Here is a 19,944-nt window from a genome sequence, read left to right on the forward strand (position 1 = left end):
ATCCAGTGTCGTGGGCCGGTGATCGCGGCTGCTGCCGACGATGGGGCGCGGGGCGAGGAGACGAGGAGCGTTGCAATGCTGTTCGAGGTATGGGCACCGGATGCGGACTCGGTCGGGCTGCGGCTGTCGGGCGGGCTGCGGGCGATGGGGCGTGATCCCGGGCGGGACGGCTGGTGGACGGCCGAGGCGGAGGCCTCGGACGGGGACCGCTACGGCTTCGTCCTGGACGGGGGCGACGGCGGGGAGGGAGGCGGCGCCGGCCCGCGGGCGTTGCCCGATCCGCGTTCGCGCCGCCAGCCGGACGGGCCGGACGGCGAGAGCGCCGTCGTCGACCACTCGCTGTTCGAATGGCGCAGCGACTGGGCCGGCCGGGGGCTTCCGGGCGCCGTCCTGTACGAGCTGCACATCGGTACGTTCACCGACGAGGGCACCTTCGACGCCGCGGCCGCCCGGTTGGGCCATCTCGCCGGGCTCGGCGTCACCCATGTGTCGCTGATGCCGGTCTGCCCGTTCCCCGGCACCCACGGGTGGGGGTACGAAGGGGTGTCGCTCTGGGCCGTGCACGAGCCGTACGGCGGGCCGGAGGGGCTCAAGCGCTTCGTCGACACGGCACACGGTCTCGGGCTCGCGGTCCTCCTGGACGTGGTCCACAACCACCTCGGCCCGTCCGGCAATCACCTCCCGGCCTTCGGCCCGTACTTCACCGACACCCATCACACGCCGTGGGGTGCGGCGGTCAATCTCGACGCCCCCGGTTCGGACGAGGTGCGGGCGTTCCTGCTGGGCAGCGCGCTCGCCTGGCTGCGGGACTACCGGCTCGACGGGCTGCGGCTCGACGCGGTCCACGCCCTGGTCGACGGACGGGCACTGACCTTCCTGGAGGAGCTGTCCACGGCGGCCGACGCGCTCGCGGCCGAGCTGGGCCGTCCGCTCCCGCTGATCGCCGAGTCCGACCTCTGCGACCCGCGGACCACGACCCCCCGCGAATCGGGCGGCATCGGTCTGCACGCCCAGTGGAACGACGATTTCCATCACGCCCTGCACACCGCGCTCACCGGGGAGTCCCAGGGCTACTACGCGGACTTCGCCGAGGCTCCGCTGGCCGCCCTCGCCAAGACCGTGACGAGCGCGTTCTTCCACAACGGCACGTACTCCGCCTTCCGGGGCCGCACCCACGGCCGCCCCGTCGACATCGTCCGCACGCCCGCCCACCGCTTCGTCGGCTACGCGCAGACCCACGACCAGATCGGCAACCGGGCCCTGGGCGACCGGCTCTCCGCCGCCCTCTCCCCCGGCCTGCTGGCCTGCGCCGCGGCCCTGGTCCTGACCGGGCCCTTCACACCGATGCTGTTCATGGGCGAGGAGTGGGGCGCGCGCACCCCGTGGCAGTTCTTCACCGACCACACCGATCCGGAGCTCGCCGAGGCGGTACGCAGCGGCCGGCGGCGGGAGTTCGCGGCACACGGCTGGGCGGCGGGCGACGTTCCCGACCCGCAGGACCCGGCCACCCGGAACCGTTCCTGTCTGGACTGGGACGAACCGTCGCAGGAGCCACAGGCCCGCCTGCTCGCCTGGTACCGCGAGCTGATCGCGCTGCGCCGCGCCCTGCCCGACCTCCACGACCCGGACCTGGCGTCGGTGCGCACCGCCCACGACGAGCAGGCGCGCTGGCTGGCGTACCGCAGGGGCGATCTGCGGATCGCGGTCAACCTCGGCGAGAAGCCGGCCACGATCCCGCTGGGCGGCGGCCGGCGCCGGGGCGGCGGGGACCGGGTGGTGGCGGCGTGGGAACCGGTGGAGGCCCCGGGCTCCGACGGGCTGCTGCACCTGCCGCCGGAGTCGTGCGTGGTGCTGGCCGACGGCTGAGAGGCCGGGCGGGGCGGGCCGCGCCCCGTGCCCGCCCCGCGTCCGGCTACTCGACGATCGCCAGCTCGCGCGCGGTGCTGTTGAGGCGCCGGCCCCCGTCCTCGGTCACGGTCACGATGTCCTCGATCCGCACGCCGAACCGGCCCGGCAGATAGATGCCCGGCTCCACGGAGAAGCACATCCCGGGCACCAGCGGCTGCTCCTCGCCCTCGATCATGTAGGGCGGTTCGTGGGTGGTGACGCCGATGCCGTGACCGGTGCGGTGGATGAAGCGTTCGCCGTAGCCGAACTCGGTGATGACCGCGCGGGCCGCGCGGTCGATCTCCTGGCAGGCGACGCCCGGCCGGACCGCTTCGCAGCCCGCCTCCTGCGCCTCCCGCACGATGTCGTGGACCCGCTGCTCCTCGGCGGTGGGTTCGCCGACGTGGACCGTACGGGAGGTGTCCGAGCCGTAGCCGTGCTTGAGGCCGCCGAAGTCGAGTACGACCATGTCGCCCCGCTCGATGGTGCGGTCACCGGCCTCGTGGTGCGGATTGGCGCCGTTGGGGCCGGAGCCGACGACCGTGAAGTCGACCTGGGAGTGCCCGAACTTCTTGAGGAGTCCGGCCAGTTCGGCGGCGATGTCGGTCTCCTTGCGGCCGGAGAAACGCACCTTGAGGATCTCCTCGTACGTGGCGTCGGCGGCGGCTCCGGCGGCCGCGAGCCGCTCCAGCTCATGGGCGTCCTTCACCGCGCGCAGCATCGGCAGTGCCTCGGTGAGGGAGACGTACGAGGTGCCCGGCAGGGTGCGCTGCAGCCCGAGCAGATGCATCGCCCAGGCGTTGTCGCTGATCCCGAAGCGGCCCGCGCCGTCGAGCAGTGGTGCGGTGACGGCGTAGGGGTCCTTGCCGTCGGTCCAGTCCCGCAGGGTGAGGGCCGGGGCGCCGACGGCCTTCTCGGCGTCCGGGGCCTCCAGTGTCGGGACGACGAGGACCGGGTCCTGACCGGCCGTGAGGACGAGGACGGTGAGGCGTTCGGTGTTCACGGGCTGGTAGCCGGTGAGGTACACGAGATCGGGTCCGGGCGCGACCAGGACGCCCGCGAGCCCGGCCTCGGCGGCGGTCTCGGCGGCGCGCGTCATACGGGCCCGGTAGTCGTCGGCGGTGAACGGTACGGGCTGGCTCTGGCTGGACATGCGGGACCTCCTGGCGACGCGACACGGCACACAGCATCCTGCCCGTCCGGGCCGGTCGACGCGAGCGGGGCTCAGGCTTCCGGACCCTGCCGCACGACGAGGTCGGCGTGGGTCCGGCCGCGCTCGACCAGGCGCGCGTTGGCCTCGTCGGACTCCGTCACCCACCGCTCGGCGTACGGTCGCGGCTTCCCGAACCGCACATGCCGCTCGACGAGCCGGCGTACCCGCAGGACCGGGTCGGCCTCCAGGAACCACACCTCGTCGAGCAGCCCGCGCACGGCCGCCCAGGGGCCCTCGCCGTGCAGCAGGTAATTGCCCTCGGTGACCACGAGGGGGATGTCCGGGGGCACGGCGACGGACCCGGCGACCGGCTCCTCCAGGGCGCGGTCGAAGGCGGGGGCGTACACGGTGGTTCCCGCCTCCGGTGTGCGCAGGCGCCGGAGCAGGGCCGCGTACCCGGCGGCGTCGAAGGTGTCGGGGGCGCCCTTGCGCGCGGCGCGGCCGAGCCGTTCCAGTTCGGCCCCGGCCAGGTGGAAGCCGTCCATGGGGACGAGGACGGCGAGACCGCCGAGCGCTTCGACGAGCCGCGCCGCCAGGGTGGACTTTCCGGCCCCGGGCGGCCCCGCGATGCCGAGGATGCGGCGGTGGCCCGGGACGGCGAGGCGGCGGGCCCGGGCCGTCGCTCCGGTGGGATCGCTGACGGCCGGATCGCTGGTGTCCATGCGGGGCATTGTCGCGGACCGAGGGCGTCAGCGCGCCCCCTTGCCCTCCAGATACGCCAGCACCGCAAGCACCCGTCGGTGCACCGTTCCGTCGTCGGGTTCCAGGCCGAGCTTGGCGAAGATCGAGCCGATGTGTTTGCTCACCGCCCGTTCGGTCACGACGAGCTCGGCCGCGATGGTGCCGTTCGCCTTGCCCTGGGCCATCAGTTCGAGCACTTCGCGCTCGCGCGGGGTGAGGCTCCGCAGCGGCTCGGCCGACGACTTGCGGGTCAGCAGCTGGGTCACGACCTCGGGGTCGAGGGCCGTGCCGCCGGCCGCCACCCGGTCCAGCGCCTGGAGGAACTGGTCGACCCGGCCGATCCGGTCCTTCAGGAGATAACCGATGCCCTGCGCTCCCTGGGCGAGCAGCTCGGCGGCGTACGTCTCCTCCACGTACTGCGAGAGCACCAGGATCGGCAGCTCGGGCAGCTCCGCGCGGGCGGCGAGCGCGGCGCGCAGCCCCTCGTCGCGGAAGCTGGGCGGGAGCCGCACATCGAGCACGGCGGCGTCCGGACGGTGTTCCAGCAGGGCGGGCAGCACCTCGGGGCCGGTCGCCGCGTCGGCCACCACCTCGTGGCCCGAGCTGGTGAGCAGGAGGATCAGGCCCTCCCGCAACAGCGCGTTGTCCTCGGCGATCACGATCCGCACGGCAGCTCCACTTCGATGTCCGTCGGCCCCCCGATGGGGCTGCTGATGCGGGTGGTGCCGTCCAGCGCGGCGATCCGCCGTCCGATGCCGACCAGCCCGCTGCCGGACCCACCCCGGTCCGTCGCCCGTGTGGGCCGGGGGCCCGGGCGATCGCCACCGGTGGAGGGCTTCTCCGAGGTGCCGTGCCGTTCGCCCGCGCCGCCGTGCCCATTGTCGCTGATGGTCACCCGCAGGGTGCCGGGGGGACGTTCGACGCGCACGGTCGCGGCTGTCGCACCGCTGTGTTTGCTGATGTTGGTGAGCGCCTCGGCGATGACGTAGTAGGCGGCGGCCTCGATCGCGGCCGGAAGCCGCCGGCCGTCCTCCACGCCCTCCAGCTCGGCGGTGACGGGCACGCCCGCGTCGGCGGCCAGCGCCCGTACCGCGCCCGCCAGTCCACGGTCCGTCAGCACCGGCGGATGGATGCCGCGCACCACGTGCCGCAGTTCCGCGAGGGCCGCCTCCGCGCCGTCCTGCGCCTCGTCCAGGCGGATGCGCGCGGCGGCCGGGTCGCTGTCCAGGAGCTGTCTGGCGAGGCCGATGCGCAGCGACAGCGCGACGATCCTGGCCTGGGCGCCGTCGTGCAGATCGCGCTCGATGCGGCGCAGTTCGGCGCCGTGCGCCTCGACCGCACCGGCCCGGCTCTCGGTCAGCTGGGCGATCCGTTCGGCGAGCGCGGCCGACGGCGACGAGGTGAGCAGCGACCGTGTCCAGCCGGCCGACAGGTCCGCGAGTACGCCGTGCCAGCGCAGCACCCACCCCTGCCGCTCGGGCAACGGGGTCCCGTACTCGTCGGCGGCGCGCCGGTCCAGCAGGTGCACGACCGGCAGCGCGACCCCGTCCACCAGGAGTCCGACCGGCCACAGCACCATCGCGAGGTAGCCGATGGCGTTGCCCATGAGCGCCTGGAGGGGAAGCCAGAGAACGTCGCGCCAGACCGTCGGATCGGCCAGCACCCGCCGTACCCGCTCGGACAGTTCGCCGTGGTCCAGCGGCGGATACCGCGTCGGGGTGAACGGCACGCCCAGCCGCGCCGCGGCCCTGCGCCGCTCGAACTCCGCGAAGCGGCGCAGCACCTTGGCGGCCTCCGGCAGCGCGGGCAGTCCGATGATCACGGCGGCGAACAGCAGCACCGCCACCACCAGGAACGCGCTCACATAGGCGAGCAGCGCGACCGCGATACCGATGGCCAGATAGCGCGAGGCGTCCCACGAACGCCGGATGGCGGCCGTCAGCGGGGCGGGAGTGGTGCTCATGACGCATCACGTTACGGGGGTCCGCCCACCGCCGGAGTGGAGCCCTCCCCCGGGGCGGGGTGGAGCTGGCTGCACCCCCGTTCCGGGACCGCGCACCCTCGTGCGGGCGGCTCGGGATTCATAGCGTTTACCCAGGTCAGAAGGGCCAGGCAGGGCAGGGAAGGTGGAGGCAACGGTGGACACGATCACAGCGGTGCGATCGTCCGCGCTGCGGCTGGAGTCGGTGAGCCGGCGCCACGGCCGGAGCGGCCGGGAGACGACCGCGCTCGACGCGGTCAGTTGCGTGGTCCCGGCCGGGAGCTTCACCGCGGTGGTGGGTCCTTCGGGGTCGGGCAAGAGCACGTTCCTCCAGTGTGCGGCGGGGCTGGACCGTCCGTCCTCGGGCACGGTACGGATCGGGGACACCGATCTCGGTGCGCTCTCGGAGGCCGCGCTGACCCGGTTGCGGCGGGACCGGATCGGCTTCGTCTTCCAGTCGCACGCCCTCAATCTGGTGCCTTCGCTGAGCATCGAGGAGAACGTGGTGCTGCCGCTGGTGCTGGCCGGCGCCGACCCGGTGGACGAGCGGGTGCTGGCCCTGGGGCGGGACCTGCTGGCCCGGGTCGGTCTGGCGGGGCGCGGCGCGCAGGGCCCGGCGACGCTCTCCGGCGGCGAGCAGCAACGGGTCGCGGTGGCACGGGCACTGGTGACCGGACCCGAGGTGATCTTCGCGGACGAGCCGACCGCCTCCCTGGACCCGGAGTCGGCGGCGCTGGTGCTCGGCCTGCTGCGGGACGCGGTGCGGATCGACGGCCGTACGGTCGTCATGGTCACCCATGACCCGGTGGCGGCGAGCTGGGCGGACACCGTGCTGACGATGGACGGCGGCCGGCTGCGATGAGCGGGGGGAAGGCGAGCCAGGACACGGCACGGCCCGGGCCGGGTGTGCGGCACGGTGTCCGCCGGGCGTCGGCGTTCCTCGCCAGGCGGTCGCTGAAGGCCCACCGCCGGGCCTGGGGCGCGGTGTTCGTGGCGACGACGGCGGCGGCCACGCTGATCGGCGCCTTCGCTCTCGTCGTGGGTTCGCTGCTGCTGGCGCAGCCGCCGGTGGAGCGTTACGCGGGGGCCGACGCGGTGCTGGCGGCCGACCAGCGGGTGACGTACACGGCGAAGCCGTGGGGCAGCAAACCGCAGACCGCGACGGCGTACCTGCCGGAACGGGTGCGGCTGGACCGCTCCGTGGTGGCGAGGGCGGCCGCCGCGCACGGCGTCGCGAAGGCCGTCGCGGACGATTCGGTGGCGGTGACCGTGGGCGGCGGGGGCGGCACGGCACCGGGCTCCGGCCGTTCCTGGGCGGCCGCCGCGCTCACCCCGTACCGGCTGACGGAGGGCCACGCGCCGAGGACCGCCACCGAGGTGGTCATCGACGGCGCGCTGGCGGCGGCCACCGGGAGCGGGACCGGTGACCGGGTGACCCTGCAGGCCGACGGGGCTCCCCGGCCCTACACCGTCAGCGGTGTCGCCGGCACCGGGCACCCGGGCGGTCCCCCCGCCGTCTTCCTCACCGAGGGGCGCCTCACCGCCCTGGCCGGGCATCCCGGCACGGTCGACGCGATCGGCGTCCTCGCCGAGGAAGGCGTCTCCACGGACGCGCTACGGGCATCGCTGGAGAAGGTGCTGCCCGACCGGGCCCGTGGCGACCGCGACGTCCTGGTGCTCACCGGCCCGGAGCGCGGGCAGGCCGAGCATCCGGACGCGCTCGGCGCCCGCGGCGAGCTGCTGCCGCTGCTCGCCTCCATCACGGGGACGGTCTTCATGGTGGCGCTCCTGGTGATCGCCACCACGCTCTCCCAGGCCGTCCACCAGCGCTCCGGTGAACTGGCGCTGCTGCGTGCCGTCGGGGCGACACCCCGGCAGCTCAGGTCGGCCGTCGGCCGTGAGGTGAGCCGGGTGGCCGGTGGAGCGGCGTTGCTGGGCGGGGTCGGTGCCGTACCGCTGGGGCTGCTGATGCGGTCGCTCCTGACGACGGGTCCGCTGCCGCTGCCGGTACCGGTGTGGCTGCCGTTCGCCGCGGCGGCCGCGGCCGCCGCGCTCGTCGCGCTCGCCGCCCGCCCGGTGTCGGTCCTCGCGGCCAGGTCCATCACCGGGCTGCGGCCCGCCGCCGCACTGGGCGCGGCCGGTGCGCCCGAGCCGGGCGAGCCGGGACGGGTGCGTACGGTCTGCGGAGCGGTGCTGGCCCTGGCGGGTGTGAGTGCGGCCGGTGCGGCGACGGCGCAGGGCGGGCAGGCCGCCGCGGTGGCCGCGTCGGGTGCGGCGACCTCGCTGATCATCTCCGTGGCGCTGCTCGGTCCGTGGATCGCCCGGGTGACGATGCGGGTCCTGGGCACTCCGGTGCGGCGCGCCGGTGGGGTCTCCGGCTTCCTCGCCGCCAGGGGCGCCGCCGCGCACAACCGGCGCCTCGGTGCGGCGATCACGCCGATCGTGCTGGTCGTCGCCTTCGTCTGCGTACAGCTCGCGGCGGCCTCGACCCTGGAGCGGGCCGCCGACCGGCAGGCCGCCGCCGCGCTCCGGGCCGATCTGGTGGTGACGGGCCCGGCGGCCGGACTGCCTGCCGGTGCGGCCCGGGCCGTGCGCGGGGCGCCGGGGGTGGCGGCGGCGACCGGAGTGCTGCACTCCGGCGTCGTCCTCGCCCACCGGGAGATGGGCGATCCGAAGCTCGACCGGTTCCCGGTGCTGGGTGTGACGGCGGACCAGCTGGCCGGCACGCTCGATCCGCGGGTCACCGCGGGCGATCTGGCCGGCCTCACCGGCAGGGGCACGGTGGCGGTCGGCGAGGACCGGGCCGACGATCTCGACATCGGCCCCGGCGACACGGTGGAGCTCCGTCTCGGCGACGGCACCGAGGTACGGCTCCGTGTGGTGGCGCTCTACGCACGGGCGCTGGGGCTCGGCGAGTTCATGCTGCCCCACGAGGCGCTGGCGGGGCATGTCCCGGCCCTTCGCGACCAGCGGATCCTGGTCCGCTCGACGGACGGCACGGCCGCCGCTTCGGTACGGCGTGCGCTCGCCCGGTACGAGGGGGTGCGGGTCCGGCCCGCGACGGCCGACGACGTACGGATCGCACCCACGTCCTCGGACCAGGACGACGCGATGATCATCATCGGTGTCGGGGTGATCGGCGGCTTCGCGCTGCTCGCCGTGGTCAGCACGCTGTCCCTGATCACGGTGGGCCGCCGCGCCGAGTTCCGGCTGCTGCGGACGATCGGTGCGGGCCGCCGTCAGGTGCGGCGGATGCTGGTGCTGGAGACGGGGCTGGTGGCGGTGGCCGGGCTGGCGATCGGCACGCTGGTCGCGGCGGTCCCGCTGGTGGCGTTCGCGGTGTCGGCGACCGGTTCGGTGCCGTATCTGCCACCGGAGCGGTACGGGGTGCTCGCCCTGGCCGTGACGGTCGCGGCGGGTGCGGGGACGCTGTGGCCGGGGCTGTCCGGCGGCCGGTCCGGCCGCGGGCGGCGGGCGTGAGGGCGGTCGCCCCGGGGTGTCACGGTGCCGCGGGCAGGGGCAGCGCCCCCTCCCGGGCCGCCGCGGCGGCCAGCGCGTCGAGCACCGGGGCGATCAGCGGATGCCCCTCCGCCCCCTGCCGTACCGCGGCGAAGACCCGGCGGGTCGGCGCACTGCCCGCCACCGGCCGCACCACCACCCCCGCCAGCTCCATCCCGCGCAGCGCCGACCGCGGCACCAGCGCCACCCCGGCGCCCGCCCCGGCCAGCGCGACCACCGCGCGGAAGTCGTCCGAGGAGTGCGCCAGCCTCGGCTGGAAGCCGGCGAACTCGCAGGACAGGACCACCACGTCGTGGCAGGGGTTGCCGGGGTACGGGCCGATCCACGCGTCCTTCTCCAGATCGGCGATGGCCACCTGTGCCCGGTCGGCCAGCCGGTGCCCGACCGGCAGCACCGCGTCGAACGGCTCGGAGTACAGCGGCACCCGGGTCAGCCGCAGGTCGTCCTCGCCCGGGGCGCCCCGGTACTCGACGGCGACCGCCACATCGACCTGCCGGTCGAGCACCATCGGCACGCTCGCGTCGCCCTCGGCGTCCTGGACCCGGACCCGGATGCCGGGCGCGGTGTGCGTCAGTTCGGCGATCGCGGGAGCGAGGACCAGACCGATGCCGGTGGCGAACGCGGCGACGGTGACCGTACCCGCTTCCCCCGCGTCGTAGGCGGCGAGCTCCGCCTCGGCCCGTTCCAGCTGGGCCAGCACCGCGTTGGTGTGGGTGAGCAGGATCTCCCCGGCGGGGGTGAGCCGGGCGCCGCGCGCGCCCCGTTCGACGAGCCGGTGCCCGGTCTCCTGCTCCAGGGCGGCGAGCTGCTGGGAGACCGCGGAAGGGGTGAGATACAGCGCGGCGGCCGCGGCGGTCACCGTACGGTGGTCGGCCACCGCACGAAGGATGCGCAGCCGCCGTGAATCGATCATGTGACCCATTGTCCCAGGTCACGGAGGGAACCCCACCCCCCGGGCGGGGCTCCCCCTGCAGGACCCGGGGCTACTCCCCCAGCGCGGCCCGCGCGTCGACGAACGCGTCCACGGCGCGGTTCACGTCCGCCGTGGAGTGCGCGGCGGAGAGCTGGACGCGGATACGGGCCGCGCCCTGCGGGACGACCGGGTAGGAGAACCCGATCACATACACACCGCGCTCCAGGAGGAGCTCCGCCATCCGGCCTGCCTTCGCCGCGTCCCCGATCATGACGGGGGCGATGGCGTGGTCGCCGGGCAGGATGTCGAAGCCCTCCTCGGTCATCCGGGTGCGGAAGAGCGCGGTGTTGGCGTTGAGCTGCTCGCGCAGGTCGCCTGCGGCCTCCAGCAGGTCGAGGACCTTGAGCGAGGCGGCCGCGATGACCGGGGCGAGGGAGTTGGAGAAGAGGTACGGGCGGGAGCGCTGGCGCAGCAGTGCGACGATCTCGGCGCGGGCCGCGACATAGCCGCCGGACGCGCCGCCGAGCGCCTTGCCGAGGGTGCCGGTGATGATGTCGACCCGGTCCATCACGTCGTGCAGCTCGGGCGTACCGCGGCCGCCGGGGCCGACGAAGCCGACGGCGTGCGAGTCGTCGACCATGACCATGGCGTCGTAGCGCTCGGCCAGGTCGCAGATCTCGCGCAGCGGTGCGACGTACCCGTCCATGGAGAAGACGCCGTCGGTGACGACGAGCCTGCGCCGGGCGCCGGAGGCCTCCTTGAGCTGCTTCTCCAGGTCGTCCATGTCGCGGTTGGCGTAGCGGAACCGCTTGGCCTTGGAGAGGCGGATGCCGTCGATGATGGAGGCGTGGTTGAGGGCGTCGGAGATCACCGCGTCCTCCGGGCCGAGGACGGTCTCGAAGACACCGCCGTTGGCGTCGAAGCAGGAGGAGTAGAGGATCGTGTCCTCCTGGCCGAGGAACGTGGAGAGCCGCTGCTCCAGCTCCTTGTGGACCTCCTGGGTGCCGCAGATGAAGCGGACCGAGGCCATGCCGTAGCCCCAGCGGTCCAGCGCCTCGTGGGCGGCGGCGATCACCTCGGGGTGATCGGCGAGGCCCAGGTAGTTGTTGGCGCAGAAGTTGAGCACCTCACCGGGGCGGCCGCCCGCGGTGACGGCGACCGACGCGGACTGCGGGGTGCCGATCACGCGCTCGGGCTTGTGCAGTCCGGCGGCCTCGATCTCTTCGAGGGTGGTGCGCATGTCGTCGCGTACGGAGTCGAACATGAGGGGTGTCTCCCAGCTGTCTACGGTGGCGTCGTCTTCGGAGGCGTCGGGTCAGGAGGTCCAGTCGAGGATGACCTTGCCGCCGCGGCCGCTCGCCGCGTCGTCGAAGGCCGCCTCGAAGTCGCGGTAGCCGTACCGGCCGGTGATCACGGGGGCGAGGTCGAGGCCGCCCTCCAGCAGTACGGACATGGCGTACCAGGTCTCGTACATCTCGCGGCCGTAGATGCCCTTGACGGTGATCATCGAGGTGACGATGCGGGCCCAGTCGACGGCGAACTCCTCGGACGGCAGTCCGAGCATGGCGATCCGGCCGCCGTGCGTCATGTTCGCGATCATGTCGCGCATCGCCTCGGGCCGGCCGGACATCTCCAGGCCGACGTCGAAGCCCTCGCGCAGCCCGAGGCGCTTCTGGCCCTCGGTGATGGTCTCCTCGCCGACGTTCAGGGCGAGGCTGACGCCGACCTTCCGGGCCAGTTCGAGGCGGGCCTCGCTGACGTCGGTGATGACGACGTTGCGGGCACCGGCGTGCTTGGCGACGGCCGCGGCCATGATGCCGATCGGCCCGGCACCGGTGATCAATACGTCCTCACCGACCAGCGGGAACGACAGCGCGGTGTGCACCGCGTTGCCGAACGGGTCGAAGATCGCGGCGACGTCGAGGTCGACGGGGACCCGGTGCACCCAGACGTTGGACGCGGGCAGGGCGACGTACTCGGCGAAGGCCCCGTCCCGGCCGACGCCGAGGCCGACCGTGGAGCGGCACAGGTGACGGCGGCCGGCCAGGCAGTTGCGGCACTTGCCGCAGACCAGGTGGCCCTCGCCGCTGACCAGGTCGCCGACGTTGATGTCGACGACGTCGGCGCCGGTCCGCGCGACCTCGCCGACGAACTCGTGCCCGAGGACGAGGGGGGTGCGTACGGCCTGCTGCGCCCAGCCGTCGTAGTTGCGGATGTGCAGATCGGTGCCGCAGATGCCGGTACGGAGGACCTTGATCAGTACGTCCGTGGGGCCGATCTCCGGCTCCGGCACGTCCATCAGCCAGAGTCCGGGCTCGGCCTTCTGCTTCACGAGTGCCTTCACGGCTGTGGCTCCCTGCGCTGGTGCGGCGTTGAGTACCCCGGGCCGGGGGCATGCCAAGGGGAAGCCTGCGGCCCGGGGAGGATCGAGAGGGACGGGACACATCGGCAGCGCGCGTCGATCGGCTGCCGCGCACCATCCTCGGCCGTCACGGAGAAATCTGCCGCACCCCGCGCCACAGGTCCATCGAGGTTTTCTTAAGCGCGCCCGAAGATCCGCTTCATGCCATCGGCACGGTTCCCCCGTCCGGCGCACGAAGGGGCCGGCTCAGACCGTGGTGCGGCGCCCCGGGCGCACCCCGTCCGCGGGAGAGGGACGGCGGGTTCCCAGGCATCCGGCGCCCTGTCAGAGTCCGGCGGGCTGCGGATCGTCGGCCAGCCGGGCGTGCAGGTGCTCGTCGTGGTACTCGCCGTCGCCGAAGCGGTAGGAGGCGCGCAGGACGCCCTCGGGGAGGTAGCCGCAGCGGTCCGCCACCCGGCAGGACGCCTCGTTGCCGACGGCGTGGGCGATCTCGATGCGGCGGGCGTCGGCCGTCGCGAAGCCCCAGTTCGTCACCACCGCGACCGCCCTGGTCGCGAGGCCCCGTCCACGGGCGGTGGGCAACAGCCAGTAGCCGGCCATCGCCAGCCCGTCCGCGCGGTCGACCCAGCGCAGATTGACGCAGCCCAGCAGGGTGCCGTCGACGGCGTCCAGTATCGCGAAGGGGGCGGCCGTGCCTCGCTCCCACCCGCCGTCACGCGCCTCCACCCAGACGCGGGCCGCGTCCCGGTCGGCTGTCGCCATGGGGTTCCAGAGGGCGATCGCCGGATCGGCGGCGCCGGACACCAGCGCGTCCAGCAGGGTTTCCGATTCGGCGTCCGCCCGGCTCCAGGGGCGCAGCACCGCGTCCCCCAGATCGAGTGCGGTACGAACGAAGGTCCTACGGTCGGCCGGTGCGGAGGAAGAAGTGCTCATGCACCCCTTTCTACAGAACCGTCACACCTCCCGACCAGCGATTTTTGCCGGGCGGGGTGACATTCCCGGGCGGCACCGCGCCGCACACCTGGGGCGGCACCGTGTGCGGCGCGGCGGATCGCACGGGTCATGTGCGGGGACGGCGGGTCAGGAGAGCGCCAACTCCGTGACGTCGCCCGCCTCCAGGACCCAGGTGGCGCTGAGGCCGCCCTCCTTCACCCGCGCGTCGCCGTCGCCCTTGAGCACCCCGATGCGGTTGCCGGACAGGGCGATCCGGATGGCCTGGTCGTACTCGTGGACCCAGGTCGCGCTGAGCCCGCCCTCCTTCACATACGCCTTGCCGTCGTCCTTCAGGACGCCGATGCGGTTGCCGGACAGTTCGAGCTGGATGACGTCGTCGGCCTCGCGCACCCAGGAGGCGCTGAGCCCGCCCTCCTTCACCCACGCGACACCGTTGCCGACCAGGACACCGATGCGGTCGCCGGCCAGGTCGATGCCGATGACGTTGTCCGACTCCCGTACCCAGGAGGCGCTGAGGCCGCCCTCCTTCACCCAGGCGACACCGTCACCGGTGACGACACCGATGCGGTTGCCGGAGAGTTCCAGCTCCTTGACCTTGTCGGACTCCTTGACCCAGGTCGCGCTGAGCCCGCCCTCCTTCACATACGCCTCGCCGTTGTCCTTGAGGACGCCGATGCGGTTGCCGGACAGGGCGATCTGCTTGACGTCGGTGGCTTCCTTCACCCAGGTGGCGCTGAGGCCGCCCTCCTTCACCCAGGCGACACCGTCACCGGTGAGGACGCCGATGCGGTTGCCGGAGAGGGTGATCTGCTTGACGCTTCCCGACTCCTTGACCCAGGTGGCGCTGAGGCCGCCCTCCTTCACATAGGCGTCGCCATTGACCCGCAGGGTGCCGATGCGGTTGCCGCCGTCTCCGGAGACCGTGCCGGGCACCGCACCGGCCGGGGACGTCCCGGCGAGACCGGCCAGCGCCAGGACGGCCGCCGCCGCGGAGAGAGTCTTGAGCTTCAATGGAGTAACTCCTCTGCGCAGATGGACCCTTGGGCCGGAACGAATGGCGCCCTCGGGGGATTTGACCAATCCGATGACGCTCAACGACCGGCCCGGCGCACGGTGCGTCGGCCATTGAGGTGAGGGAGGCGCATTGGGCCCGATCCGCCGCGCGCCGGTCTCCGCGACCACCCCGCGCGCCACCCGTCACCGCTACTGCCGCGAGCCGCACCCCGGGCAGAACGCGGACCCCTGGGGCACGGCCGCATGGCACGAGGCGCACTGCGGGCTCTGGGCGAGCCGGTGGCCGCACCCGGGGCAGAAGGCGCCGCCGCGGGTCTCCGTACGGCACTGCGGGCAGACCAACTGCCGGGCCGTATCGGCGTCGTGGCCCTGACCGGCGTTCTGGCCGGCGGCGTAGGCGCGGTCGGAGACGTAGTCGTTGAGCCCGCGTCGGCGGGCCGCCTCCGCCTCGGCGGCGGTGTCGGGGGCGCACTGGAGGCAGAGGCCCTGCTCGGGGTTCCAGCACCGCCCGCAGTCGTACGAGGTGCAGCGGGGGCAGCGGTTGAAGTGCCCGCGCGCGTTGTCGATCGCCCGCCGGAACGCGGCGTCCCGCGCCCCGCCCCAGGTCGCACCGGCCAGCCCGTCGGCGGCGTTGTTGATCGTGTTGGCGCTGCCGCCCAGCAGACCGAAGGCGGCGCCGACGCCCTTGCCTATCCAGCCTGCCGCCTGGCCCGATCTGAAGGGCTCGAACGGTGAGCGCCAGGTGTCCGAACAACGCTGGCACCGGAAGTCGAACTGGAAGCCCGCACCGGTGCCGTGCTGCTGCGACAGGTCGCTGTAGTTGTTGCTGAAGTAGATTTCGTCGTCCACGTCTGTACCTCTGAGCCCTCTCGTCGTCGGGTCGTCCTCAGAGGTCATGATGGCAATCATCGACGGCCGTGGTGCGGCCGGAGGGTCATCGTTCGGCAATGCCGCGTCCCGGGACGACTCCGGTGCGCGGCACGGGTGTTCTGCGGGGCGCGCGGGGGAGGCGCACGCCTTGATAGCGTCGCTCCCGCGATCGCGGTTCCCACTTCCCGCCGGGGTCGTCGCCGTGCTCGTACGGTCCGCCCCGAGGGCTGTCGACGTAAGGGTGTGCCGACGCCACGGGAAGGTCTGCGGCAAGGACGAAGAGGGCCCGACGCATGAGTCTCGCGCAGTTGCACTACACCTCTGCCTCGGCTGCCGCTGCGGACGACGACGGGGGCGGGAGCGGCGCGCGCTTCACGGCGGTGAGCGCCGGACTGCCCACGCAGGTGCTGGCCGAAGCCGAACAGCTCCTCCGCCTCGAACCGCCCTCCGACGCCCCGCACCGGCCGACCCCCGACCAACTGCGTTCCCTCCCCGAGGCGTTCAGCTTCAGCGCACTGCCGGACGGCGGACATCTGCTGGCCCGCACGGTGGCATTCGCCGGTCACGGCTCCGGGTCCTCCACCGGACCCGGCACCCTCGGGTTCCACGCGCACGCGGTGCACCTCCCGGCCGGTACGCGCCTGCCGGACGACGCGCTGCCGATCACCGCCTGGCGCTCGCCGGGCTGGGCGTCCACCCCGCCGGCCGGAGGCGCACCCGGGCGGATATCCGCCCTGCCGGCCTCCGCCACCTTCGGGCCGGAGGCGCTGAACGACTTCGCGGTCTCCCGGAGCCCCTGGCTGGCGGCGGTCTTCGCGGACCTGCGCCGGGTGTGCGAGGACCCTTCGGCGGGGCGTCTGGTCCTGGTGGAGCGGCAGAGCGCCGATGTGGCCCGGTGGATCGCCCTCGCCTCGGCCGTGCTCCCGCCGGACCACGCGCACCGGCTGACGTTCACGACGTACACCCGCCGTCCGGCGCACTCCCCGCACCGGATCGTCGGCGTACTCCCGCAGGACGCACCGCGAGCGGGCGGACCCGGGGCGCAGGAGCTGCGGGTCCACGACTGCGCGGGCGCCCGGCCCGGGGAGCCGGTCGACGACGCCTGGGCCGAGACCTGCGCCCGGATCTGGCGGAACCGGTCCCCGAAGCTGTTCCGGGCGGCGGCCGAACTGCCCGGCGGCCCCTTCGCCGCCGGCCCGCTCGCCGTCACCGCCCTCTGCGCGGGTCTTCCGCTCGGCCCCGGCGAGCGGGCCGCGGCGGCCGAGTGGGCCGCCGAGCGGCCGTACGCGCTGGACGAGGAGCGGACACACCGGCTCACCGACGCGCTGACCGACCGGGACATCGACCGTACCTCTCGCGAACTCGCCGCCGTGGCCAGGCTGTTGACCGCGCTCGACGGAAGGGCCCCGGCAGCCGTGACGGCCTCCCTCGGCGCGCTGCTGGTGACGGAGGCGGTCCACGGGAGCGATGTCTCCGTGACGCCCCCGGGGCGCTCGGTCTTCGCCGGGCCCGACGGGGAACGCGTCGCCGCGGCGCTCGTCGACGCCCTGGGCGAGGATCTGCGGGCCGAGCTGGAGAACGGTGCGCCCGTGGCCCCGGACGCCGCACCCGGGCGGAGTGTGGGGCGCACCGTCCAGTTGCTGCGGATCGCGCGACTGCTGGAGGTGGACTGCGCGGACCTGCTCCCCGGGGTCGTACACCGGATGGCACGGGTGCTGCTGGACGAGGGCGCGGGCGACTGTGCACGGGTGCTGCTCGACCTCCTGGACGAGCAGTTCGACGTCCGTACCGCGCTGCTGGGCGAGCTGGACCGGGTCACCCCGCACCACCCCCTGGCGGCCCAACGGCTGCTGGCCGATGTCGCCCTGCCCTTCACCGGGGCCCAGGCGCTGCCGCATCTGCGGATGTGCGCGGCGGCGCCGGAGGCCGGGGCGGACGGCGGCGAGGACCGGGTGAAGGTGCTGAACACCGTGCTGCGCGCCGGTGGGATGTCACCCTTCACCGAGCCGTTGGTACTGCGCACCGCGGTGGGTCTCGTCTGGCGCGGCACCACCCCCACAGCGGGCGAGGCGCGGCTGCTGCTGGCCGGGAGCACGTCCGACGCGCACCGTACGGCCGGAACGTGGGCCGTTCTCGTGGCGGCGGCGCTCGGTGCCCCGGCCGACGACGCGGAGGCCCCCGGGCTCGCCCATGACCTGTTGCGCGGCTTCCCCCAGGAGATCGACGCGCGGGCACGCGGCGCGCTGCTCCTCCTGGAGTTCGCACGGGACGTCCGCTCGGGGGCGGCTGAGCCCGGCTGGGCGGAACGGGCCCGGAAGCTGTGTGCCGGGGCCGAGCCGGTGGAGCCGGGCGTGCGCGAGCAGGCGTTCGGCGCCCTGGCCCGGCGGCTGCTCGACCCGGACCGGCCGGAGGCCGAGCTGTACGCGTTCGTCCACAGCGACGACCCCGGCCTCATCGCGGCCTACGGCGGCGCCGCCCGGCAGGACGCGGTGCTCGCCCGGCTCCGCTCCGACCCGGCCTATGTCGCCGACTGCTTCGCCGTCTGGAGCTCCCACCCGCACGCGGGCCGTGCCTGGAGCGAGACCCGGGCGGCGCTGCTGGAGGAGGTGCTGCGTCCGGTGGTGCGCGGCCTGTCCGCCGGTGAGGTGGCGGCGGCGGAGGAGGCCGCCGAACGGGCGGGCAGCAGCCGCACGGCGGAGGCGTTCCGCACGTGGAACCGGCCGGCCGGCCTCCGCAAGCGGCTCGGCAACAGACTGGCGGCCCGGGTGCGGCGGTCGTGAGCCGCGCACCCCGGCGGCCGCGGGCGGGCCACGGAGGTCGTGGCCCGTCACGCGTGACCGGTACCGTGTGACCTATCGATCTCGTGCGCTCCCGGCGGGCTGCGTGACACCCCCAGGAGGAACAGATGACGACGAACCGCGGACGCAAGGACGTCATCCGGGACCGGATGGCCGCGACCGGCGAGTCGTACAACGTCGCCGCCCGCAATCTGAAGGCCATGAAGGACATGGGCGCCACGCGTGAGGCCGTCCTCACCCAGCGCTGGCGTCCCGCCGACACGCTCGACGTCCCGTGCCCCTGCGGCGGTACGTGCGAGCCCGGCGAGCGGTGCGAGCGCTGCCACGCGCTCCACCGCCACGTGGCGCGCTACCCCGGCAGTGTCACGGACGTGGAGACGTGGGCCGACCGTTACGACTGCATGGGCTGCGCGTCCTCGTACATCCTGACCGTGGTGCTGCCCGGGCGGCCCTGGGGTGTCGCCGAGACCGTGGTCCGGGGCGGCTCCGCCGAGCCGGTCGTGCAGGCCCGGGTGTTCCCGGGTGTCGCCCATCCCCTGCTGCGGCCGGAGAGCACCGAGGACGGGACCGAGGACTGATCTCCGGGCCCCGCCCCCCTGATCCGGCCCGATCCGGACGGAAGACCCCGAGTCACCGGACGGCCTGGACGACGGTCGCTCCCACCGCGACGGCGAGGACCAGTGCGAGGACGACGAGGGACCGCGGGTTGCCGAGGTTGACCGTCCAGCCGATGCCGACCCGTTTGGGCACCAGGATCGCGGGGTCGTCGGCATTGACGTAGACCGTGCCGGCGCCGCGCCAGAAGCGGTCGTCGTCGCGCGGGACCAGTCCGGTGGTCTTCTCGCCCGGGTCCGTCGGCAGCCTGCTCCCGGAGGGCCCGACGCGCAGGACGAGCCAGACGGTCACGGCGAGGACCCCGACGAGCGGCACCCCGGTGACGGCCAGGGTCATGGCCGTGGAGCGGGTGTCGCTCCAGATCAGCGCGGACAGCCCGAGCAGCATCAGGTCCACCAGGGCGGCGATGCCCATCATGGAGCGGGCCGTGACCGTGAGATAGCGGCGGTACCGTGCGGCGCCGGCCACGGGGCGCGCCACATCGAGGTCGGCGCGGGCACGGAGCAGCCCGGCGACGGTGGCGGCCATGACCAGGGTGAGCAGGACCTGGCCGAGGACGAACCCGAAGGCGGTCCACACACTGGTCGGGTACATCCGGTACACGGTGCCGCCGGGCGAGCGTTCGGGCAGCGCGATGCGGTCGGGCAGGCCGGGGTAGACGGCGATGCCCGCGACAACGCTGACGGCGATCACGACGAGCGCGGGGACCGTCCAGCCCCAGGGGAAGCGGACCGGGTCGGTGCGCAGGGACGTGTCCACGACGGCGCCCTGCCGGGCGTGTTCGTACCACCCGCCCTCCGCCTTCGCGCGGGCGATGGCCCGGTGGGCGCGTACCCACAGGACGGCGGCGAGGGTGCAGAGCAGCAGCGAACCGGCGACTCCGGCGGCCGGGGTGCCGAGCACGGCGCCGAGCGCCGAGGCGGGCACGGTGACGACGGCCGCGGCGACGAGCGTCGCGCCGCGGTAGCGGCTGCGCTGTTCCTCGACGGCGGTTGCGCCCGCCTTGTCCGGCGGTACGCGGACGCCGAAGGGCACTGCGGAGGGGTTGAGGAGCGGGCTGGGGGCGGCGTACAGCACGGCGCCGAGCACCGCGAGTATGCCGAAGTTGAGAGCTGCGTCGACCAGCAAGGGTTTCAC

The 19,944-nt window shown here is 74.0% G+C and carries 16 protein-coding genes; 5 read left to right on the plus strand and 11 right to left on the minus strand.

The annotated features are described in order from the left end of the window. Positions 1 to 75 precede the first annotated feature (75 nt). A complete protein-coding gene (treZ, locus tag ACWCPY_RS10935) occupies positions 76 to 1,866 on the plus strand; it encodes a malto-oligosyltrehalose trehalohydrolase (RefSeq protein WP_451264003.1) in 1,791 nt (596 codons plus the stop codon). A gap of 46 nt (positions 1,867 to 1,912) precedes the next feature. Here treZ and ACWCPY_RS10940 read toward each other — a convergent pair whose 3' ends face one another. The 4 genes from ACWCPY_RS10940 to ACWCPY_RS10955 all read right to left on the minus strand — a co-directional run bounded on the left by ACWCPY_RS10940 (position 1,913) and on the right by ACWCPY_RS10955 (position 5,744). After that, entirely contained in the window at positions 1,913 to 3,040 is a 1,128-nt protein-coding gene (locus ACWCPY_RS10940; RefSeq protein ID WP_451264004.1) for an aminopeptidase P family protein, read from the minus strand. A gap of 71 nt (positions 3,041 to 3,111) precedes the next feature. Further along, complete coding sequence (locus ACWCPY_RS10945) at positions 3,112 to 3,762, minus strand: nucleoside/nucleotide kinase family protein (protein WP_451264005.1); 651 nt, start codon at positions 3,760 to 3,762, stop codon at positions 3,112 to 3,114. Between the two features lie 27 nt (positions 3,763 to 3,789). Next, positions 3,790 to 4,449 carry a LuxR C-terminal-related transcriptional regulator gene (locus ACWCPY_RS10950; protein WP_451264006.1) on the minus strand — a complete coding sequence of 220 codons (660 nt, stop codon included), beginning with the start codon at positions 4,447 to 4,449 and terminating at the stop codon, positions 3,790 to 3,792. Continuing rightward, a complete protein-coding gene (locus ACWCPY_RS10955) occupies positions 4,437 to 5,744 on the minus strand; it encodes a sensor domain-containing protein (protein WP_451264007.1) in 1,308 nt (435 codons plus the stop codon). Before ACWCPY_RS10955 ends, ACWCPY_RS10950 begins: the two co-directional genes overlap by 13 nt. A gap of 163 nt (positions 5,745 to 5,907) precedes the next feature. On the opposite strand from ACWCPY_RS10955, the gene ACWCPY_RS10960 reads away from it, so the two are divergent. Together ACWCPY_RS10960 and ACWCPY_RS10965 are read left to right on the plus strand one after the other, a co-directional pair. Then, positions 5,908 to 6,624 (plus strand): ABC transporter ATP-binding protein, encoded by a 717-nt coding sequence (locus tag ACWCPY_RS10960; protein ID WP_451264008.1) that lies wholly within the window; start codon positions 5,908 to 5,910, stop codon positions 6,622 to 6,624. Continuing rightward, on the plus strand, positions 6,621 to 9,242 hold the full coding sequence (locus ACWCPY_RS10965) for an ABC transporter permease (protein ID WP_451264009.1): 2,622 nt from the start codon (positions 6,621 to 6,623) through the stop codon (positions 9,240 to 9,242). The genes ACWCPY_RS10960 and ACWCPY_RS10965 overlap by 4 nt, the downstream gene beginning before the upstream one ends. Before the next feature lie 19 nt (positions 9,243 to 9,261). On the opposite strand, the gene ACWCPY_RS10970 is transcribed toward ACWCPY_RS10965, so the two are convergent. The 6 genes from ACWCPY_RS10970 to ACWCPY_RS10995 all read right to left on the minus strand — a co-directional run bounded on the left by ACWCPY_RS10970 (position 9,262) and on the right by ACWCPY_RS10995 (position 15,373). After that, a complete protein-coding gene (locus ACWCPY_RS10970; RefSeq protein WP_451264010.1) occupies positions 9,262 to 10,194 on the minus strand; it encodes a LysR family transcriptional regulator in 933 nt (310 codons plus the stop codon). A 70-nt stretch (positions 10,195 to 10,264) separates the two neighbouring features. Continuing rightward, positions 10,265 to 11,458, minus strand: coding sequence for a glycine C-acetyltransferase (locus tag ACWCPY_RS10975; RefSeq protein WP_362447244.1), 1,194 nt, complete (start codon positions 11,456 to 11,458; stop codon positions 10,265 to 10,267). 51 nt (positions 11,459 to 11,509) lie between these two features. Further along, complete coding sequence (gene tdh / locus ACWCPY_RS10980) at positions 11,510 to 12,538, minus strand: L-threonine 3-dehydrogenase (RefSeq protein ID WP_451264011.1); 1,029 nt, start codon at positions 12,536 to 12,538, stop codon at positions 11,510 to 11,512. Between the two features lie 342 nt (positions 12,539 to 12,880). Beyond that, positions 12,881 to 13,489, minus strand: coding sequence for a GNAT family N-acetyltransferase (locus tag ACWCPY_RS10985; protein ID WP_451264012.1), 609 nt, complete (start codon positions 13,487 to 13,489; stop codon positions 12,881 to 12,883). A 147-nt stretch (positions 13,490 to 13,636) separates the two neighbouring features. Next, positions 13,637 to 14,521 carry a peptidase S1 gene (locus ACWCPY_RS10990; protein ID WP_451264013.1) on the minus strand — a complete coding sequence of 295 codons (885 nt, stop codon included), beginning with the start codon at positions 14,519 to 14,521 and terminating at the stop codon, positions 13,637 to 13,639. 192 nt (positions 14,522 to 14,713) lie between these two features. Then, complete coding sequence (locus ACWCPY_RS10995; protein WP_451264014.1) at positions 14,714 to 15,373, minus strand: double zinc ribbon domain-containing protein; 660 nt, start codon at positions 15,371 to 15,373, stop codon at positions 14,714 to 14,716. Between the two features lie 314 nt (positions 15,374 to 15,687). On the opposite strand from ACWCPY_RS10995, the gene ACWCPY_RS11000 reads away from it, so the two are divergent. Next, positions 15,688 to 18,174, plus strand: coding sequence for a GTPase-associated protein 1-related protein (locus tag ACWCPY_RS11000; protein ID WP_451264015.1), 2,487 nt, complete (start codon positions 15,688 to 15,690; stop codon positions 18,172 to 18,174). Positions 18,175 to 18,299: 125 nt separating this feature from the next. Beyond that, positions 18,300 to 18,770, plus strand: a complete 471-nt coding sequence (locus tag ACWCPY_RS11005) for a hypothetical protein (protein WP_451264016.1) — start codon at positions 18,300 to 18,302, stop codon at positions 18,768 to 18,770. A 52-nt stretch (positions 18,771 to 18,822) separates the two neighbouring features. Here the strand turns inward: ACWCPY_RS11005 and ACWCPY_RS11010 are convergent, their stop codons facing one another. Next, positions 18,823 to 19,944 (minus strand): DUF1648 domain-containing protein, encoded by a 1,122-nt coding sequence (locus tag ACWCPY_RS11010; RefSeq protein ID WP_451264017.1) that lies wholly within the window; start codon positions 19,942 to 19,944, stop codon positions 18,823 to 18,825.

The sequence above is a fragment of the Streptomyces sp. NPDC002403 genome (assembly GCF_053593015.1).